Here is a 20467-nt window from a genome sequence, read left to right as displayed (position 1 = left end):
TTATTTAGGTATTTATTAATTTCTATAATTTACTTTAGCTTTGAATTAATTTCGTTCTTACAAACTCTTTTTAATTCATGGTGGAGACTAGGAGAGTCGAACTCCTGACCTCCTGCGTGCAAAGCAGGCGCTCTACCAACTAAGCTAAGTCCCCAGCTTAAATCATAATGAACGACATATCTTTCAATCTAGCAGCTTGTGATTATTCATCACTTCGTCAGTAGTGGTGGGTCTGACAAGACTTGAACTTGTGACCCCACGCTTATCAAGCGTGTGCTCTAACCAACTGAGCTACAGACCCTCAGATACATCTTCGAAGAACAACTTGTTGTGGATTCTTACCGGCCATCAATCTTTCGTTAAGGAGGTGATCCAGCCGCAGGTTCCCCTACGGCTACCTTGTTACGACTTCACCCCAGTCATCGGCCACACCGTGGTAAGCGTCCTCCTTGCGGTTAGACTACCTACTTCTGGTGCAACAAACTCCCATGGTGTGACGGGCGGTGTGTACAAGGCCCGGGAACGTATTCACCGCGGCATTCTGATCCGCGATTACTAGCGATTCCGACTTCATGGAGTCGAGTTGCAGACTCCAATCCGGACTACGATCGGCTTTTTGAGATTAGCATCCTATCGCTAGGTAGCAACCCTTTGTACCGACCATTGTAGCACGTGTGTAGCCCTGGTCGTAAGGGCCATGATGACTTGACGTCGTCCCCGCCTTCCTCCAGTTTGTCACTGGCAGTATCCTTAAAGTTCCCGGCTTAACCCGCTGGCAAATAAGGAAAAGGGTTGCGCTCGTTGCGGGACTTAACCCAACATCTCACGACACGAGCTGACGACAGCCATGCAGCACCTGTATGTAAGTTCCCGAAGGCACCAATCCATCTCTGGAAAGTTCTTACTATGTCAAGACCAGGTAAGGTTCTTCGCGTTGCATCGAATTAAACCACATGCTCCACCGCTTGTGCGGGCCCCCGTCAATTCATTTGAGTTTTAGTCTTGCGACCGTACTCCCCAGGCGGTCTACTTATCGCGTTAGCTGCGCCACTAAAGCCTCAAAGGCCCCAACGGCTAGTAGACATCGTTTACGGCATGGACTACCAGGGTATCTAATCCTGTTTGCTCCCCATGCTTTCGTACCTCAGCGTCAGTATTAGGCCAGATGGCTGCCTTCGCCATCGGTATTCCTCCAGATCTCTACGCATTTCACCGCTACACCTGGAATTCTACCATCCTCTCCCATACTCTAGCTGACCAGTATCGAATGCAATTCCTAAGTTAAGCTCAGGGATTTCACATCCGACTTAATCAGCCGCCTACGCACGCTTTACGCCCAGTAAATCCGATTAACGCTCGCACCCTCTGTATTACCGCGGCTGCTGGCACAGAGTTAGCCGGTGCTTATTCTGCGAGTAACGTCCACTATCCAGTAGTATTAATACTAGTAGCCTCCTCCTCGCTTAAAGTGCTTTACAACCAAAAGGCCTTCTTCACACACGCGGCATGGCTGGATCAGGGTTCCCCCCATTGTCCAATATTCCCCACTGCTGCCTCCCGTAGGAGTCTGGGCCGTGTCTCAGTCCCAGTGTGGCGGATCATCCTCTCAGACCCGCTACAGATCGTCGCCTTGGTAGGCCTTTACCCCACCAACTAGCTAATCCGACTTAGGCTCATCTATTAGCGCAAGGCCCGAAGGTCCCCTGCTTTCTCCCGTAGGACGTATGCGGTATTAGCATTCCTTTCGGAATGTTGTCCCCCACTAATAGGCAGATTCCTAAGCATTACTCACCCGTCCGCCGCTAGGTAATGTAGCAAGCTACATTTCCCCGCTCGACTTGCATGTGTTAAGCCTGCCGCCAGCGTTCAATCTGAGCCATGATCAAACTCTTCAGTTTAATATCATTTGTGCTTTATTCTAAGCACCAAATCTGGCTCATCAATTTTCTGACTTTAATTTCTCAAATAAACTTCGAGTAATTTCTACCATTCAATCAATGAAATATTTTCGATCGATTAACCAGTAAAAATCCACACAAGTTGTTCTTCTATTCTCTTAATGATCTTCTCGATGATTCGTCATCATCAAGCTAGGTCGGCTATATTACTCTGAATTTCTTCAAAGTCAACAGGTAATTTAGATATTTATCAAACTTATCAACCAACTCAAGAATCTAACCATTCTAGCCAAATCCTTGTTTCTCAACAAGTTTTTATCTGCATCACCGCCGATGGATGTGCATTCTACAGCATTTCAGGTCAGGCGCAACCCCCTTTTTTATTATTTTCTTTTGCATGTTTCTTTTTTCTACAAAATCAGTGTTTTCGTTGTTTTTATCAGCTATTTACGTATAAAAAGCAGGCTCATGGCCTGCTTTTTATTATTTACATTTCGAATTAGTCAGTAAAAGTCACCCGTGCAATGGCTTTTTTTCCAGATTGAATGATTAAAGTGACATTCTCTTTTACAGAGTAGCTCATATCGACTACATTCCAGTCAACTTTAACTGCACCACGACCCACAGCATCTTTTGCAGCGGCTGCATTCGGGTTTAAGCCCGCAATGCGAAGAATGGTTGCAATAAACAACTCACCGCCAAACTCGCCACGAGAAATGGTTACTTCTGGTGTATCTTCTGGCACTTCGCCTTCGGTTACACGGTTACCTGCGCTCTTATGTGCATTTTCAGCCGCTTCTGCATCATGGAAACGTTCAACCAACTCAAGCGCCAAAATACGTTTGATTTCTTGTGGGTTACGACCCGCAGCCATTTCATCAAGCAAGACTTTGATTTCATCCAATGACTTAAAGCTCAGTAAATCAAAGTAACGTTCAATCAAGCTATCTGGCATCGATAAGATTTTTTGATACATTGCACCTGGGGTATCAAATACACCAATATAGTTGCCTAAAGATTTAGACATCTTATTCACGCCATCTAAACCTTCAAGAATCGGCACAGTAATACATACTTGTGATTCTTGACCGTAACGACCTTGTAAAGTACGTCCCATCAATAAGTTAAAGGTCTGATCTGTACCACCTAACTCCACATCAGCTTCAAGTGCAATCGAGTCATATCCTTGTACCAATGGATAGAGGAACTCATGAATTGCAATCGGTTGATGGTTGTTATAGCGCTTAGTAAAGTCATCACGCTCTAACATACGTGATACAGTTTGCTGACTTGCCAATTGAATTAAATCAGCCGCAGTTTTTTGGCTAAACCATTCTGAGTTAAAACGTACTTTGGTTTTATTCGGATCTAAAATTTTAAAGACTTGTTCTTGATAGGTTTTGGCATTGGCAATCACTTGCTCTTGTGACAACGGCGGACGCGTTGCGCTTTTACCAGTTGGATCACCAATCATGGCTGTATAATCACCAATCAAGAAAGTCACTTCATGACCTAAATCTTGAAAGGTTTTTAATTTATTAATTAGAACCGTATGTCCTAAGTGTAAATCAGGAGCCGTTGGGTCAAAGCCTGCTTTTACACGGAGTGGACGATTCTCTTTCAGTTTTTTCAATAAATCTTCATCAGAGATAATCTCGTGCGTGCCTCGTTGAATGAGAGCAAGCTGTTCTTCGGCTGGCAAGAAATTTGACATCACAAAACCTAAACACATCAGTTATTCAATTTGTGCGATATACTAACATTTTTTCAGCATCTTGCAGGATAAGTTGTATATGAGCGCAATCTATATTGGTGTAATGACAGGCACGAGCATGGATGGTGTTGATATTGTTGCAACTTCATTTGATCCTTTAATACTGCACGCTACGCTGACAGTGCCTTTTGAGCCTGAGTTACGTGATGAATTAATGGCACTCACGCTTCCAGATGACAATGAAATTGATCGTATGGGTAAAGCCGATGTTGCTTTAGCCAAAATGATCGGTCATGGCATTAATCAATTGATTGAAAATAATAATTTAGATCGAACGGATATTAAGGCGATTGGCTCACATGGGCAAACCATTCGCCATCGTCCTGAATACGGATTTACCTTACAAATAGGTGATCCCAATATTATTACTGAGATCACTCAACTTCCTGTTATTTCAGATTTTCGTCGTCGCGATATGGCTGCTGGTGGGCAAGGTGCACCATTAGTGCCTGCATTCCATCAAGCTTTATTTCAGCATGATAGTATTCACCGCGTGATTTTAAATTTAGGTGGCATTGCCAATGTCAGCATGTTGCCTGCTAACGATTTAAACGGCGTATATGGCTTTGATACCGGCCCTGCCAACATTTTGATGGATGCTTGGTGTCATCGCCACACTGGACATCCTTATGATGAAAATGGGGATTGGGCAGCCTACGGTAATCCAGTTCGTTCATTGCTAGATCGTTTACAGACCCATGAGTTTTTTGCCAAAGAACCACCGAAAAGTACAGGGCGCGAAGACTTTAATCTCGAATGGCTTGATGATCAAATTAGCGATTGGCGTAATGATCTTGAATATGATGAGCTTGAAGATACGCCTGAAAATATTCAAGCAACGCTGATGAAACTCACCACACGTGCGATTAAAAAAGCCATTTATCGCAGCAAAGAGTTCATGCCTACAGGTGAGGTCTATGTATGTGGTGGTGGCGCTTATAATTCATTTCTGCTTGAACAACTGCGTTGGCGTTTGCGCAAACATAATTGGTCAGTACAAACCACAGATGCTTTAGGCTTGGCACCGACATGGGTAGAAGCAACTGCATTTGCTTGGTTAGCAATGCGTTTTATGCAACAACTCAGTGGTAATTTACCAGCCGTCACTGGAGCCAGTGGTGATCGTATTTTAGGAACGATTACGGCGGTATAAACAAAAAAAGCTTCTCAATTGGAGAAGCTTTTTAAATCAAAAATCTTTTAAATCGAGAAAGATGAACCACAACCACAGGTCGTTGTTGCATTCGGATTCTGCACGACAAAACGCGAACCTTCTAATCCTTCTAAATAATCGACCACTGAACCAATTAAATATTGATAGCTCAATGAATCAACTAGCATTTTAACATCGCCATTACTGAATTCAGCATCATCTTCATTCATGCTTTCAGCAAAATTAAAGCCATAAGAAAAACCTGAGCATCCACCACCCGTTACATATACGCGTAACATAAGATCGTCGTTGCCTTCACTTTCGCGCAATTGGCGAACTTTTTTGGCAGCATTATCTGACAATTCGAGAGCTTGGGCATTCATGATGATATTCCTCGGACTTTAACACGTCTTTCATAAATAAAAGACCCGATATGTAGTATAGCATACTCAATATCGGGTCTGTCTTGGATGTTTAAAGTGCTGTTAAAGAGTTTTTACATGTTTATTTGTAATTCTCTTCTTGTAAACCACATTCAAAGTTTTTGGCATCTTCACGGCAGCGGAATTGCCACAACAATTTCATCATACGCTTATCATAAATACCTTTTGCCGTCAGACTAATACGCGCTTCACGCATTAATTTTTGATAACCAGGTTTATCTGAAGCAGGAACTTCCATCCAATATTTTTGTGGAATATCGGCTTTCATTTTACCTAGAATGGTAAAAGCACGTGGCAGTTGGCCTTTAATCCACTCTCGTGATTTTTGACCAAATCCTGCTGGGAATTTTTCTGGATGAATAATTAAATTACCAGTTACCTGTAAAATTGGATAATTCACAATTGCACCTTTAGTGCCTAAACCTTTATGTAATTCTAGAGGTTTAAAGGCTGCGGCAGGTGCGCCAATAATATCGACCTGACCATTGTTAAACTTTGCACCAAAGTTGGTGATATCAGAGCTCACTGCTTGAGCACCGACTTGAGAGGCCATAATTTTTTGTGCTTCATCATAATCTAGAACAGCAATTTTCTTACCAGCAGCTTTAGCGACAGTATTGATATTACGGTCATTGACCAGCAGATACGCATCTCCGACTGGAATAACACCTACGACTTCGTATTTTCCATTCACCATCGCTTTTGCAAACACTGGGCTTGCTAGACCTTGCATTACTTTTACTGCAAGCTTGAGATCAGTAATCGCACCGATTGCATCCAATGAACCTGTAAACTGGTTAAATTGACGACCGCGCATACCCGTGATGCTTACCCCATCACATTTACCTGCTTTAAAATCTTCAGCAATAACAGCTTCATTAGTACCAACTTTCAACTCAATATCAGCGCCCCAATTTTTTGCGGCAAGCTGATAATCTTTCATTAATGCGTATACATCGCCACTTTTACCAACGATATCAAATACACAAATTGTTTGTTTTGCTTGAGCACCAGCAGATACTGCTGCTATACCCGTTACGAGTAGGAGTGTTTTAAACCATTGCATATTATTTTTCCTTTGCATCTATGCTGATTGTTGTTGCATAACACTAAAATTAAATAAACTCTGTGATGTCCTAGCGAGTCTTCAAATAAATATCATTTGGATTTATCTAATCTTATGATCTCGATTTTTATAAATAAAGACAATGACTTAAATGACGGCGCTTATTAAAACAAAAAGCCTAGATTAATCTAGGCTTTAAGTAGCTTTTATCGCATTTTAGGATTATTCACCTGGTAATGCACATTCAAAGTTTGATTTGTTCACTGAACAACGAGATTTTTTCAATACAGACATCATACCTGCATCGTAGATACCGCGCTTAGTCAAATCCATACGACCATCACGTAATAATTTTTGATACTTCAATGTGTCTTCCGCGCTTAAGTTCATTTTGTACTTCGCTGGAATTTCAGCTTCGTAACGTTTGATCATTGCAAATGCTTTTGGTAGCTGCTTCACAAAGTAATCACGAGATTTTTGACCAAAACCAGCAGGGAATTTTTCTGGACGAATAACAAGATCCGCAGTTACTTGTAATACTGGGAAATTGAAGATACCACCATTAGTACCTAAACCTTTGCTCAATTCTAATGGTTTATATGCATAAGCTGGCGCACCAACCATATCTACTTGACCATTGTTAAATTTAGCAGCGAAGTTAGAAATATCAGAAAGTACTGCTTGAGCGCCTACGCGTTGTACCATGATCTTTTGAGCATCATCGTAACCCAATACAGCGAATTTCTTACCAGCTGCTTTCTCAATCGAGTTAATATTTTTGTCGCGTACGAAAATATAAGCAGCACCTAGTGGAGAGATACCCGCAATTTCGTATTTATTACCACCAAGATTAGTGGTCATTTTTGCCGCATTACGAGCGTCAAGAACATATGTAATCGCACGTTGAGCAATTTCATTGCTTGGCGCACCACCTAGAGAATCGATAGAACCCGCGAATTTATTGTATGGACGAGCACGCATTGCTGTCATAGCAACTGCAGCACATTTTCCAGCTTTAAAATTGTTATCTGCGACTTGTTCGTCCGTAATTGCAAGAAGGTTTACATCAGCACCCCAGCCCTTTGCTGCGAGCGCCCAATCTTGCATCATTTTGTATGATTCACCTGACTTTCCTAATAAGTCGAATACACACACGTCAATTGCTGCTTGTGTCGACGCAGACACACCTAAGATTGAAGTTGTTGCAATAGCAAGTGCAATTTTTTTCATATTTTTCATCCTTTCACAAACTTTATGTTTGTCTCCTTGTTCGAAGCAAATATTAATCATGTTTTTGACAAAAAAATAGAGCATCTACTCTATTTTTATGTCGTTATTGTTTAGTTTTTGTCCTGTTTTATCTCATTGACTTATTTTCATAGACAATTTTGTTATAAGCACTCCACTTTGTTTATAAAATTATAAATCGATTGTTATCCATATACTGTTACTCACCACTCAAAGAACACTCAAAGTTAGTTCTTTCAACTGTACAACGCGCACGCTTGAGTACATTCATCATATTAGCGTCATAAACGCCCTGTTTGGTTAAATTCATTCGTCCATCACGTAACATTTTTTGATAACGTATTTTATCTTCATTTGAAAGCGTAATTCTTCTTGCATTCATGCCTGCTTCTAGACGCTGAACTGTAGCGAAGTTACTTGGTAATTTTTTCACAAACCATTGTCTTGATTGGATTCCAAAATTAGCAGGGAACTTACTTGGTCGAATAATAAGATCACCGGTAATGTTTACAACAGGAAAGTTAAATAAAGCGCCATTGCCTAAACCTTTATTAATTTCTAAAGGTTTGTATGCATAAGCAGGAGCAGCAATCACATCAACTTGCCCACTGTTAAATTTCTTTACGAAATCTGAAATATCGGATGGCACAGCCACCAAATCTATGCTTTCAACAATCGCTTTTTGGGCATGGTCATAATGTAAATAAGCAAACTTTTTACCTTTGGCTTTTTCAATGGTATCTATATTTTTATCACGAACAAAAATATAAGCAAGCCCAACTTGAATGATGCCCGCTACTTCATATTTATCGCCATTAACTGAGGTAACTAAGCGATGACGATTGCGTTTATCTAAGACATAAGTAATAGCTTTTTGGGCAATTGCATTACTGGTTACTGCCCCTACCGCATCAACAGAACCTGCAAATTTATTATATTTCCTTGCGCGCATGGACGTCATGTAGACACCATCACACTTACCCGCGTCAAAATCTATTTCGGCTTTTTCTTCATCTTGATAAGGAATAAGCTCGACATCGCCATTCCAAGATTTAGAAGAAAGTTTCCACTCTTCAATCAGTTTATAAGACTCCCCAGCCTTACCCAATAAATCGAATACACAAATTTCTTGTTTTGCATGTACAGGAGTCACCATGACAAATAGAGTCGCAGCACTCAATGCCCAAAGTCCTTTTTTCATCTTGTTTTCCCTTATTTGCTGTTTTTGCATATTTTTCCACCAGCTAATGACAAATATAGTCAGGTTTTTAATAAAAGCCTAGTCTTTTTACCTACATGCGTCGGGTTTTTTTGGTTTTTATAAATACTCATCACATTTTAAAATCATAAGAAAACCAGATTTTAAGAATGATTATTTAGCTGAAATAATCATTCTGTTTGCTTGATATGAGTAGATTGATTAGAGCTACTCACCACCTAAAGAACATTCAAAACTTGTCCGTTCTACAGTACAGCGGGCACGCTTGAGTACACTCATCATAATTGGATCATAGACACCTTGTTTGGTTAGTCGTATACGTCCATCTCGAAGTATTTTTTGATAACGAACTTCATCTTCTTTTGGTAAATCTAATTTATATTTTGCAGGAATTGAATTTTCTAAGCGCTTGACCAAATTAAAGCTTCTCGGTAACTGTTGGATAAACCATTCACGCGATTGAGCACCAAATTGTGTCGGAAATTTTTCAGGTCGAATAATTAAATCACCTGTAATATTAACGACAGGAAATGAGAACATTGCGCCATTATTGGCAATACCACGCTCAATTTCTAAAGGTTTATAGGCATAAGCAGGTGATGCAATCACATCGACTTGATGACTATTAAATTTTTTCACAAAATCTGAAATTTCAGAGGGTACAGAAACCATTTCCAAACTATCTACAATTTCTTTTTGCGCAATATCATAGTGTAAATAGGCAAATTTTTTGCCTTTAGCTTTTTCAATCGTATTTAGATTTTTATCACGGACGAAAACATAGGCTAAACCAAATTGTAAAATACCCGCAACTTCATAACGTTGATTATCAACGGTTGCCAACAAACGCCGTTTATTGCGTTTATCCAAGGCAAAACTGATTGCCTTTTGTGCAACCTGATTATTGGTTACTCCACCAATCGCATCAATTGATCCTGCAAAACGATTGTATTTACGTGCACGCATCGATGTCATATACACCGCATCACATTTGCCTGCTTCAAAATCATTTTGTGCTTTTGCTTCATCTTGATATGGAACTAGCCGAACATCAGCATTCCACTGTTTGGTAGCAACAGCCCATTCCTCGGTAATTTTATAGGTTTCACCCGCTTTACCGAGTAAATCAAATACGCATACTTTTTGTTTTGCTTGTAGTTCGCTCGTCATCCCCATACCGACCAACGCAACTAAAGCAAACAACCCCTTTTTCATTTTCATTCCCTACTAAAAGTAAAATTATTAAACGCAAAAATTAAAACTATTCACCACCTAGGCTACATTCGAAATTGGTTCGCTCTACCGTGCAACGTGCACGTTTTAATACGCTCATCATTGTTGGATCATAAATTCCACGTTTGGTTAGCCCGATCCGTGCTTCACGTAGAATCTGCTGATAGCGTGTTTTGTCGTCACTAGTAAGATTGATTTTGTATTGAGCAGGCAATTCAGCTTCTATTCTTTGAATCATCGCAAAATTACTATTCAAACGACTTAAAAACCACGCTCTAGAATTTTGACCAAAATTACTCGAAAACTCTTTAGGGCGGATAATCAAATCCATTGTCATATTCAGTGCAGGGAAAGTGATGATCGCACCATTAGCCCCTAATCCTTTATGTATTTCGAGTGGTTTATAAGCGTAAGCTGGCGCCGCCATAATGTCGGCTTGTCCGTTATTAAATTTTTTCGCTATATCTGAAATATCCGAAAGTACCGCTTGCCCACCTAAACTTTTAACCACAATTTTTTGTGCTTCGTCATAGGCTAAAACAGCAAATCTCTTTCCTTTGATTTGCTCTATCGTATTGATTTTTTTATCTTTGACAAAAATATAGGCTAAACCAATTTGAGAAATACCTGCGACTTCATAACTTTGGTTACCGATCTGGGTAGATAAGCGACGTTTATTTCTTTGATCCAAAGCAAAACTAATGGCTTTTTGTGCAATCGCATATGTAGGTACTGCACCAATTGCATCGACTGAGCCAGCAAACTTGTTATAGCTTCTGGCACGCATGGATGTCATATAGACACCATCACAATACCCTTGCTCAAAATGCTTTTCAGCTTGCGCCTCACTTTGATAACTCAATAAGGTCACATCTGCTCGCCATGTCTTAGCAGCGAGTGCCCACTCTTCCATGACTTTGTACGCTTCACCTGATTTACCCAATAAATCAAAAACACAAATTTTCGTTGATGCCTGAGCTTGGGTATTAAAACCCAACGCTAGCATTGCCCCCAATGCAAGAAATCCTTTCTTCATCATTAATCCCATTACTATATTTCTAGTCTTGTTACTTATTTTTTCATTTAAACTAAATAATAATCTGATTTGAGCTGCAAAAATAGAGCTTTTACTCTATTTCTTATAAATTGAATCACTTAATTTAATCGAGTAGATATCCTGTATAAAAATTTGCATTCATGGGTATACACCTTAAAATGCTGTCATCTATTCGCTATTCTGCATAATCATGATCCAATTTGACCAAGTTTCATTACGCCGTGGTGGCCGAGTCCTATTTCAGAAAGCCTCTATGCAGCTCCATCCTGGCTGGAAAATTGGTTTAACAGGTGTGAATGGGGCTGGTAAATCCACATTGTTTGCAGCTTTTTTAGGTGATCTAGGTGCAGATGAAGGGAATTTGACTCGTCCTTCTGTATGGACAGTTGCGCATATGGCACAAGAAATTAAAGCACTCGAAATGCCAGCACTCGACTTTGTACTTTCAGGTGATGAAGAATATTGGGATATTCAAGAAAAATTAGCCCATCCAGATCAATTGAGTAACGATGAGTTAGCAAAACTCCATGGTCGCTTTGATGAAATACATGGTTATGTTGCACCTGCAAAAGCGGCTCAGCTCATGGCAGGTTTGGGTTTCTTAGATCACCAATTGAGTTTAGGTGTTGCGAGTTTCTCTGGGGGTTGGCGTATGCGTTTAAACTTAGCGCGTACCCTGATGAGCCGTTCAGATCTGCTGTTATTAGATGAACCGACCAACCATTTAGATTTAGATGCAATCTTATGGTTAGAAGACTGGTTAAAAGCATATGAAGGAACCTTAGTTCTAATTTCACATGACCGTGATTTTTTAGATGCAATCACCGACCATATTTTACATATCGAAAATCAAGAACTAACGCTGTATACAGGCAATTACTCTACTTTTGAAACGACACGTAGTGAACGTTTAGCCCAACAGCAACAAGCTTTTGAGAAACAACAAGAAACGCGTGCTCATTTACAAAAATTTATTGATCGCTTTAAAGCCAAAGCAACCAAAGCACGTCAAGCACAAAGCCGCATCAAACAACTGGAACGGATGCAACAACTTGCTCCTGCACATGTAGATACACCATTTACCTTTAGTTTCCGTGAACCAACCAAAATGAGCTCGCCACTGTTGAGCTTAGATGCAGCGACGATTGGCTATGGAGATAAAGTGATTGCGGAAAAAGTCCGTTTACAAATCACGCCTAGCTCCAGAATTGGTTTACTCGGTATGAATGGTGCGGGTAAATCAACACTGATTAAAACGTTAGTCGGAGATTTACCTTTACTCGCTGGAGAACGCAAAGCATCTGAATTGCTTAATATTGGTTATTTTGCTCAACATCAAATGGATGCCTTAGATGCCAATGCCAGTCCGATGTTACAACTGGCTCGGATTGCGGATAAAAAAATCAGTGAAGCTGCTTTACGCTCTTTCTTAGGTGGATTTGGCTTTAGTGGTGAACGTATGGATACGCCATGTGAAAGCTTTTCTGGGGGGGAACGTGCGCGTTTAGCTTTGGCACTGATCGTATGGCAACGTCCAAATGTTTTAATTCTTGATGAGCCGACCAACCATTTAGACTTAGATATGCGCCATGCTTTAACAATGGCTTTACAAGATTTTGATGGTGCGGTGGTATTGGTTTCGCACGAACGTCAATTGATTGCGAGTGTATGTGATGATTTATTGCTGGTTCATGCAGGTAAATGCATTGAATTTGAGGGTGATTTACAAGACTATGCGAAATGGTTACGTGAAGCACGTCAACAACAAATGAATGCTCAAAACACCGTACAGCAAACTGCGAATACACAAACTCCCGCAACCAAAATAGATAAAGAAGCGCAGCGTAAAGAAGCGGCTCGCCGCCGTGAACAAACTCGACCTATACGTAAAAATATTGAAAAAATAGAAGCTCAAATTGAAAAGATTCAGCCTCGTTTAAATGAAATTGAACAAGCATTGGCTGAAAGCAGTTTGTATGAATCACATCGCAAAGAGGATTTGAAGAAGGTCATGCATGAACAAACTGAGTTCAAAAACAAACTGGCGCAATTTGAAGAGCAATTATTAGAGTTAATGATGGAGCTTGAAGAGCTAGAAGGCTCTTTCGAAGTTTAGATGGTCATCTCACCCTATATTCACTAGGGTGAGATTTTCTCACGATTTAATTTTTTGATACTTAAAAGCATAATGAATCTCTATAAAGCTGTCATGAAATGCATAAAGATTTGATTTAAGCTAAAAGTTGGAATTTTCTCACAAAATTGAGCTTTGCTTTCAGGCTCGATATACTCAGCTTAATCCTTTTAAAGTCATCACTTTCAAATGGATCCTGAGGGTTATTTTTTATTTTTTGTACTTCAATTTGGTGAGTACTCTATTTGGGATCATACAAACTGAATGAATTCTTTAGATTTTGTTTTTAATTTTGAGCATATCCTTCCCATTTTAGTTCAAGAGTATGGTTTATGGATTTATGCAATCCTTTTTCTCATTATTTTTTCTGAAACTGCTTTTGTTTTTATGTTTTTCCTACCTGGTGATAGTTTATTACTCACTGTTGGTGCGTTGTGTTCGGTGGTTGAAATCATGCACCTTGGCTACATGATTAGCTTATTATTCTTTGCTGCGGCATTGGGTTACATGGTGAACTATCATATTGGACGACATTTTGGTGATCGTATTTTCAATATGGATTCCCGTTTTATAAAGCAAGAATATCTCAAAAAAACCAATAAATTCTTTTTACAACATGGTGGTAAAACAATCTTGCTTGCTCGTTTTATTCCTTTCGCTCGTTCATTTGCGCCCTTAGCTGCAGGTTCAAGCAACATGAATTATACCCATTTTGTCATTTATAACATTCTAGGCGCATTCCTTTGGATTAGTGTTTTAGTGACTGCTGGTTATTTATTTGGTCATGCACTCATTCAAGTGAGTGACTTTGTTGATCCCTAAATTCAGCAAGTTAAGATGTTTCACGTGAAACATTTATATAAGAAAAAGGCGATGCATCAAGCATCGCCTTTTTCTTATATACGAGAGAAATAATATGTATTAAATCTCCCATCAATTTAATTAAGCATCAATATCCGCATTCAGTGCATTCTCTTCAATGAAGGCACGACGTGGTTCTACATCATCACCCATTAAACAAGAGAACATACGATCTGCTTCAATGGCATCATCAATCGTCACTTGCAACATATGACGGTTTTCAGGATCCATCGTGGTTTCCCAAAGTTGATCAGCATTCATCTCACCCAAACCTTTGTAGCGTTGGATCATCATGCCACGGCGTGAGTCTTGTAAAATATGTTGCCATACTTGATGAAAGCTATTAACTTGAATACGACGCTCACCTTTTTGTAGATAAGCACCCTCTTCAAGCAATTTGAACCAACTCTTCGAGTTTTTGAGCAACCGTGCATATTCCGCTGAATTTAATAATCCAGCATCTAATAAATATGAATGCGGCAAATTATGTACGTACACCGTGACACGTGGCCAGTAATGTGCAGATTTCTCACCTTGCGCATTCTCACGATCAAATGCTTCCAAGCTAATCTCTGGACGTAAACTTGGCTGTAATTTCTCAATCGCAACACGTAATTGCTCTGCCCATGTTTCAACATAGTCACGTTCATGATTATGATCAGTTTTGAGCGCATCTAACTCCAACAACCCATCAAGCAAGCTTGCAGGATAACGTTGTGTTAAGCGCTGTAAACTCTTTTGCGAGACTTGATAATCTGCAATCACTTTCGCCAAAGCTTCACCAGTAATTGCTGGTGCATCAGCACTAATATGCAATGAAAGCTCATCAATCGCATTGGAAATTAGGAACGTTTCCAGTGCATCATTGTCTTTCATATACTGTTCATGCTTACCTTTCTTCAATTTGTACAAAGGTGGTTGTGCGATATAGATGTAACCACGCTCAACCAACTCAGGCATTTGACGGAAGAAGAAAGTCAATAACAACGTACGAATATGTGAACCATCCACGTCCGCATCGGTCATGATAATGATTTTGTGATAACGCAATTTGTCAGGATTATATTCTTCACGACCGATACCACAGCCTAAAGCGGTAATTAAAGTACCGACCTCTTGGCTTGAAATCATCTTGTCAAAACGCGCACGTTCAACATTCAGAATTTTGCCTTTTAACGGTAAAATCGCTTGCATTTTACGATTACGACCTTGCTTCGCACTTCCGCCCGCAGAATCACCCTCGACTAAATACAATTCAGACAATGCTGGATCTTTTTCCTGACAGTCTGCCAATTTACCCGGTAAACCAGCAATATCCAATGCACTCTTACGGCGTGTCATTTCCCGTGCTTTACGCGCTGCATCACGCGCACGCGCTGCATCAATAATCTTGCCTGCAATCGATTTAGCTGCTTGTGGATTTTCTAGCAAATAAGCAGAAAACTCTTTGTTCATTGCCTGCTCAACAGCAGGTTTAACTTCGCTTGAAACCAATTTTTCTTTGGTTTGAGAAGAGAACTTAGGATCAGGCACCTTCACTGAAATAATCGCGGTCAAGCCTTCACGCGCATCATCACCAGTAACAGCAACTTTCTCTTTTTTCAATAAGCTTTCATTTTCCATGTAGCTATTTAAGCCACGGGTTAATGCCGCACGGAAGCCAGCAAGGTGTGTACCACCATCTTTTTGCGGAATGTTATTGGTAAAGCAACGTACATTTTCTTGGTAACTATCGTTCCACTGTAACGCGACTTCTACACCGATGCCATTATCAGCATCAACGGTAAAATGGAAAATATCGTTTAAATGATGTTTACCTTCGTTAATATATTTAACGAACTCAGATAAACCACCTTCATAGTCGTAGACATTTTCAAGGTTGACACGCTCATCACGTAAAACGATACGCACACCAGCATTTAAGAAAGAAAGCTCTCTTAAACGTCGTGCTAGAATTTCAACGCTAAAAATGGTCTGACTAAACGTTAGTTCACTCGGCCAAAAACGAACAATTGTACCTGACTTGTCGGTATCGCCAATAACACGCAGCGGGTACTGTGAATCGCCATGTTGATATTCTTGTTCGTGTATTTTTCCTGCGCGGTAAATCGTGAGTTGTAATTTTTTTGAAAGTGCATTTACAACGGATACACCGACGCCGTGTAATCCACCTGATACTTTATAACTATTGTCATCAAACTTACCGCCCGCATGCAGAATCGTTAGAATAACTTCAGCAGCAGACACCCCTTCTTCAGGGTGAATATCGGTTGGAATCCCACGACCATTATCCGACACACTGACAGATTCATCTTCATGAATCGTGACTAAAATTTCATCACAATGTCCAGCTAATGCTTCATCGATGGCATTATCCACCACCTCAAACACCATATGATGCAAACCAGTACCATCATCGGTGTCACCGATGTACATACCAGGACGTTTACGAACCGCGTCTAATCCACGTAATACTTTAATACTAGAAGAATCATAAGCCTTTTCATTTGTTTGTTCTGTTTGAGAGACTGATTGAGACTCTGAACTCATGGTTACTCCCTAGTAAATATCTATCTATCCAAAGAAGAGGAAATAAAATTATGGCGCAGCGAGACTGATTTGACCGTGTACAACATGGAACAATTGAAAAGAAATCGACAATTCATGTAAGTGTTTTAATACCGACTTATGGTCTAAGGTGGTCATAAAAACTTGACTCCCTAATTGACTTAATCGCTCAATTAAACGTTGTTGTGCAGCTAAATCTAACTCTGCTGTCAGATCATCTAATAATACCACAGTTTCCTTATTACTCGCATGTAGCATTGCAATTTGTGACAGTTTTAATGCCATGATTAACAACTTTTTTTGCCCACGAGACAACACATCATCTGCATTACCAAAAGGTGTTTTTAGACGCAAATCAGCACGATGTGGGCCATACTCTGTGTAGCGTCGATCTAAGTCTTTTTGATGGTATTGAACTAGATCTTGTAATAGCCCATGCTCGGTATGAAACCCTGCATGGTATTCAAGTTCGATCTCTAAATTAGGTAAAAGAAATTTTAAATCTTCATGGAATAATTGATTCCATTGCTCCACGATAGCAATACGTTGTGAGTGAAGAATTTCACCATAATCACTCAGCATTTTATTCCAAGGCTCTAAATCTGCCAGTGTCAAATTACGCCGCGTTTTAAGCAAACTATTACGCTGTTTTAGTGCTCTAGAATAGTACTGCCATGCAAAGTAAAACTCTGGTTCCACGTGGAACATCAGCCAATCCAACAATTGCCGTCTTGGTTTTGCGCCGTGATCAATGATATCGGTACTCTGCGGATCAATATGTTGTAGAGGGAGTAACTTTGCGAGCTGCCCTTGGGTCGCAATCGTATCGCCATTTACTTTAATCAATTGCTCGCCAGAAGCAAACTTCTGCATACCTATACGTTCATTGATTGATTGTGCGAATACAATTGCATCTACAGCATCATATTGAATGTAATGTTTAGGAATATGGGTGCGGAATGATCTTCCTGTTGCTAATAAGTGAATCGCCTCTAAGACTGACGTTTTACCTGATCCGTTTATACCGTAAAAAATATTAAACGGCTGCAACTCAGTAAGTGCAACCGTTTTTAAATTTCGTACACGCTCGATATTTAAACGCGTAATTTGCATGATTTAAAGCTCAAATATCGGTATCAATTAAACTCGCATTGGCATCACGACATAAGTTTGATCAGGATGTGCTGGATCTTGCACAAGAACCGATTGATTGGCTTCTGACATGCTCATTTTAACATCGTCACCATCTAATACACTCAGTACATCAAGAATATACTGCGCGTTAAATGACATTTCCAATGGAGCATCTTGATACTGGATCGCAATATCTTCGACTGCTTCATCTTGTTCTGGGTTATTGGCACGTAATTGCAAAGAATCTTGGTTGAAATTTAAGAAAACGCCACGGAGCTTTTCATTACTTAAAATCGCAACACGCTGCAAAGATTGTTTAAAGACATCATGCGCGATAAAGACATGTTTATCGCCACCTTTTGGAATCACACGGCGATAATCAGGAAATTTGCCATCAATCAATTTCGTGGTAAAACGAACGGTAATTTCACTTTGTTCTTTGTCACGACTCGGCGTTTGAATCGTTACATTTAATAGTTCACGACCAATTAACAACGTCAGTTGTTCATCTTCAATACTGAGTAAGCGCTGTAATTCTCCGACAGCTTTACGTGGCACAATGGCTTGTATCGGCGCAGAAGCAGTAGAAGAAGCCAAAACTTCACACAAAGCCAATCGATGACCATCAGTCGTCACTGTACGTAATTGATTTTGATCAATTTCAAGCAAAGTACCTGTCAAATAAAAGCGGACATCCTGAACTGCCATCGCAAATGCAGTTTTCTCAAACAAACGCTTTAATTCACGTTGCGTCACTTGAACTTGCGTGCCTAAACTATTCTCAGTCGATAACAGCGGGTAATCTTCAGCTGGAAGTGTACCCAATACAAAACGACTATTGCCTGATTTTAAGATACAACGTTGATCTTCAGTAATTTGTAAATCAATCAATGCTGCTGTTGGTAAAGATTTACAAATATCAACCAATTTACGCGCCGGAACCGTAGTTTCACCTGCTTCTAAACAAGCACCTTCAGCTAATGTGGTGCTTGCAACCAATTCAACTTCTAAATCAGAACCAGTAATGGTTAAGGCCTGTTGCGTGGTTTGAATTTTGACATTTGAAAGAATATTCAAAGTATGACGGCGTTCAACAGCCCCCACTACATGCGATAAAACATTGAGTAAACTTTCTTTAGCGATTTTCAAACGCACGATTTATTCCTCTTACAACAGAAGCCAATATGAATGTTAGCAGTGTACTATGCGGTAGTTAAAAGCCGTTTGCAACTATGAAACGAGGGTCAATGAAGATTAACTCCTCGATTAACTTTGTAATAGCCGAAGTAGATTTTTATAATCTTCATTAAAAATTGGATCTTCCTCACGCAAACTGGTTACTTTTTCACAGGCATGCATCACGGTACTATGGTCACGCCCACCAAAAGCCATCCCAATTTCAGGAAAACTATCCCCTGTTAACTCGCGCGCAAGCCCCATTGCCAACTGACGAGGACGTGCATAAATACGTGTTCTTTTCGGACCAACCAATTCTTTCAATGGGATTCGGAAATATTCACTCACTACACGTTGAATATTTTCAACACTAATCGTTCTCGCTCGAATCGCTAAAACATCTTTTAATGACTCACGCACCACATCGAGATCGATCACCGTACCTTTAAAGCGAGAAATTGCCACAACTTTATTTAAAGCACCCTCAAGTTCACGAACGTTCGCAACCACTTGTTGAGCAATAAATAAAGCACAATTTCGAGGTAAATCTACTCCACTATTTTCAGCTTTTTTCAACAAAATTTCGATGCGAGTTTCAATATCTGGCGGTTCAACCCCTACAGATAATCCCCATGAAAAACGAGAAACTAAACGCGGATCAAGTTCAGTTAACTCTTTAGGATAACGATCTGATGTAAGGATAATCTGCTTTGATTCGTCCAATAAAGCATTGAAAGTATAGAAAAACTCTACAAGACTTGCTTCTTTACCAGCAAGTAAATGAATATCATCGACCAATAATAAATCTAAAGAACGACAATTTTTCTTAAATTCTTCAACCTTACCTTTTTGCAAAGAACTGACAAAATCTTGTACAAAACTTTCCGAGGTCATATACATCACACGCGCATTTGGTTTCGCTTGTAATAATGCATTACCCACCGCTTGCATTAAGTGTGTTTTACCTAAACCTGTCGGCCCATATAAAAATAAAGGATTGTGTTGAGAAGCACCAAGCTGCGTTAAAACTTTACGACAAGTTTCGGCTGCCATTTGGTTAGAACGCCCCTCAACAAAAAGCGAAAATGTAAATAACGGATTAAGTTGTCTCTTTTTTGGAATTTTATTTGCACTTTGACTAGGTTGAACCAAATCAGCTTCTTTTTTTACTTTTATTGCTGTTGCTGTTGCTGTTGAAGAAACGGGTTGTGAATTCAAAGCAGCAGTTGTTGTCGCTGGTTGCTCACTCGATGACAAAATTGTGCCAGGACGCGAATCAACCAGAATTTCAACTTGACGCACCCGCCCCTCTGATAATTGCTCAGCGAGAATTGAGATCAGTTCTAAATGATTATCTTGAATATAACGAGTCCAATAAGGGTTCGGTGCATATAAACGCATCACGCCATCGGCTTCTTCAGCAACCAAAGGACGAATCCACATCGCAAAGACGTTATCAGAGAGCTCTTGTCGCAAGCGAGTTAAGCAGTCTGTCCAGAGCAT

14 protein-coding genes, 2 tRNA genes and 1 rRNA gene are annotated in these 20467 nt (G+C 40.1%); 3 read left to right on the top strand and 14 right to left on the bottom strand.

Annotation, left to right across the window (positions count from 1 at the left end; translation table 11 throughout):
- Nucleotides 1-78 precede the first annotated feature (78 nt).
- From NGC85_RS00085 to tyrS, 4 genes are all read right to left on the bottom strand, one after another.
- Nucleotides 79-154 (bottom strand) — tRNA-Ala (locus NGC85_RS00085).
- A 70-nt stretch (nucleotides 155-224) separates the two neighbouring features.
- Nucleotides 225-301: transfer RNA gene (locus tag NGC85_RS00080), tRNA-Ile, on the bottom strand.
- 59 nt (nucleotides 302-360) lie between these two features.
- Nucleotides 361-1898 (bottom strand): 16S ribosomal RNA (locus tag NGC85_RS00075).
- 499 nt (nucleotides 1899-2397) lie between these two features.
- Complete coding sequence (gene tyrS / locus NGC85_RS00070; protein WP_254804448.1) at nucleotides 2398-3630, bottom strand: tyrosine--tRNA ligase; 1233 nt, start codon at nucleotides 3628-3630, stop codon at nucleotides 2398-2400.
- Between the two features lie 61 nt (nucleotides 3631-3691).
- Between tyrS and NGC85_RS00065 the strand changes: the two genes are divergently transcribed.
- Nucleotides 3692-4825 carry an anhydro-N-acetylmuramic acid kinase gene (locus NGC85_RS00065; protein WP_254804447.1) on the top strand — a complete coding sequence of 378 codons (1134 nt, stop codon included), beginning with the start codon at nucleotides 3692-3694 and terminating at the stop codon, nucleotides 4823-4825.
- Nucleotides 4826-4872: 47 nt separating this feature from the next.
- On the opposite strand, the gene erpA is transcribed toward NGC85_RS00065, so the two are convergent.
- The 6 genes from erpA to NGC85_RS00035 form a co-directional block, all read right to left on the bottom strand.
- Entirely contained in the window at nucleotides 4873-5208 is a 336-nt protein-coding gene (gene erpA / locus NGC85_RS00060; RefSeq protein WP_005055364.1) for an iron-sulfur cluster insertion protein ErpA, read from the bottom strand.
- Between the two features lie 121 nt (nucleotides 5209-5329).
- On the bottom strand, nucleotides 5330-6334 hold the full coding sequence (locus NGC85_RS00055) for a putative solute-binding protein (RefSeq protein ID WP_254804446.1): 1005 nt from the start codon (nucleotides 6332-6334) through the stop codon (nucleotides 5330-5332).
- Between the two features lie 222 nt (nucleotides 6335-6556).
- The gene (locus NGC85_RS00050) at nucleotides 6557-7564 is read right to left on the bottom strand and encodes a putative solute-binding protein (protein ID WP_005055366.1); all 1008 of its coding nucleotides are present in this window, start codon (nucleotides 7562-7564) and stop codon (nucleotides 6557-6559) included.
- Nucleotides 7565-7781: 217 nt separating this feature from the next.
- Entirely contained in the window at nucleotides 7782-8783 is a 1002-nt protein-coding gene (locus NGC85_RS00045; RefSeq protein WP_254804445.1) for a putative solute-binding protein, read from the bottom strand.
- A gap of 225 nt (nucleotides 8784-9008) precedes the next feature.
- Nucleotides 9009-10016, bottom strand: a complete 1008-nt coding sequence (locus tag NGC85_RS00040; protein ID WP_254804444.1) for a putative solute-binding protein — start codon at nucleotides 10014-10016, stop codon at nucleotides 9009-9011.
- 46 nt (nucleotides 10017-10062) lie between these two features.
- Nucleotides 10063-11070: a putative solute-binding protein gene (locus NGC85_RS00035; protein WP_254804443.1), complete on the bottom strand. Its 1008-nt coding sequence runs from the start codon at nucleotides 11068-11070 to the stop codon at nucleotides 10063-10065.
- Between the two features lie 211 nt (nucleotides 11071-11281).
- On the opposite strand from NGC85_RS00035, the gene NGC85_RS00030 reads away from it, so the two are divergent.
- On the top strand, nucleotides 11282-13207 hold the full coding sequence (locus NGC85_RS00030) for an ATP-binding cassette domain-containing protein (protein ID WP_254804442.1): 1926 nt from the start codon (nucleotides 11282-11284) through the stop codon (nucleotides 13205-13207).
- 282 nt (nucleotides 13208-13489) lie between these two features.
- Nucleotides 13490-14047: a VTT domain-containing protein gene (locus NGC85_RS00025; RefSeq protein ID WP_254804441.1), complete on the top strand. Its 558-nt coding sequence runs from the start codon at nucleotides 13490-13492 to the stop codon at nucleotides 14045-14047.
- Nucleotides 14048-14167: 120 nt separating this feature from the next.
- On the opposite strand, the gene gyrB is transcribed toward NGC85_RS00025, so the two are convergent.
- The 4 genes from gyrB to dnaA all read right to left on the bottom strand — a co-directional run bounded on the left by gyrB (nucleotide 14168) and on the right by dnaA (nucleotide 20467).
- Complete coding sequence (gene gyrB / locus NGC85_RS00020) at nucleotides 14168-16636, bottom strand: DNA topoisomerase (ATP-hydrolyzing) subunit B (protein WP_254804440.1); 2469 nt, start codon at nucleotides 16634-16636, stop codon at nucleotides 14168-14170.
- Nucleotides 16637-16684: 48 nt separating this feature from the next.
- Nucleotides 16685-17767 (bottom strand): DNA replication/repair protein RecF, encoded by a 1083-nt coding sequence (gene recF / locus NGC85_RS00015; RefSeq protein ID WP_254804439.1) that lies wholly within the window; start codon nucleotides 17765-17767, stop codon nucleotides 16685-16687.
- 27 nt (nucleotides 17768-17794) lie between these two features.
- Complete coding sequence (dnaN, locus tag NGC85_RS00010) at nucleotides 17795-18943, bottom strand: DNA polymerase III subunit beta (protein WP_005060448.1); 1149 nt, start codon at nucleotides 18941-18943, stop codon at nucleotides 17795-17797.
- 111 nt (nucleotides 18944-19054) lie between these two features.
- Nucleotides 19055-20467 (bottom strand): chromosomal replication initiator protein DnaA, encoded by a 1413-nt coding sequence (gene dnaA, locus NGC85_RS00005; RefSeq protein WP_254804438.1) that lies wholly within the window; start codon nucleotides 20465-20467, stop codon nucleotides 19055-19057.

Origin of the sequence: Acinetobacter sp. Z1 (genome assembly GCF_024296945.1) — a bacterium.
GTDB classification, from domain to species: domain Bacteria; phylum Pseudomonadota; class Gammaproteobacteria; order Pseudomonadales; family Moraxellaceae; genus Acinetobacter; species Acinetobacter beijerinckii.
The sequence above is the reverse complement of the archived record's forward strand: the minus strand, read 5'-3'. Positions and strand labels throughout refer to the sequence as shown.